Source organism: Amycolatopsis pigmentata, assembly GCF_042684065.1.
GTDB classification, from domain to species: domain Bacteria; phylum Actinomycetota; class Actinomycetes; order Mycobacteriales; family Pseudonocardiaceae; genus Amycolatopsis_E; species Amycolatopsis_E pigmentata.
Genome location: NZ_JBHUKR010000036.1, coordinates 1 through 521, shown reverse-complemented (window position 1 = coordinate 521; position 521 = coordinate 1). Strand labels below are relative to the sequence as shown.

Sequence of the window (521 nt, the reverse complement as noted above, 5' to 3'; positions counted from 1 at the left end):
CCGGATCGGCCGTATGTTGTTCAGTCTGCGGATGTGTACGTGGGTTCGTTGGATCTTGTTGTGTTCCGTCGGGTGTGGCAGCGGGTGGTGGATCGGCATTCGGCGTTGCGTAGTGCGTTTGTGTGGGAGGGGTTGGCGGAGCCGTTGCAGGTGGTGCGGTCCTCGGTTGAGGTGCCGTTTATGGAGGTGGATTGGTCGGGGTGTGACGCCGAAGAGGTCGCGCGGCGGTTGGATGGGTTTCTTCGTGAGGATCGGGCGATTGGTTTTGATGTGTCACGGGCGCCGTTGTTGCGGTTCGCGTTGATCAGGTTGGCTGTTGATCGGGTGTTGGTGGTGTCGTCGTTTCATCATCTGATTATTGATGGTTGGAGTTTGCAGATTTTGACCCGGGAGTTCACCGCGTTGTATCGGGCCGCGCTGGACGGAGTGGATGTGCGGTTGGATTCTCCGGTGCCTTTCGCTGATTATGTCCAGTGGCTGGAGCGGCGGCCTGTGGTGGATGCGGAGGGGTTCTGGCGGCG

The 521-nt window shown here is 59.7% G+C and carries 1 protein-coding gene; it reads left to right on the top strand.

The genetic code is table 11. The features are described 5' to 3' along the window. Window positions 1–39 precede the first annotated feature (39 nt). On the top strand, window positions 40–521 hold a 482-nt coding region (locus ACFSXZ_RS41200; protein WP_378272016.1), incomplete at its 3' end, for a condensation domain-containing protein.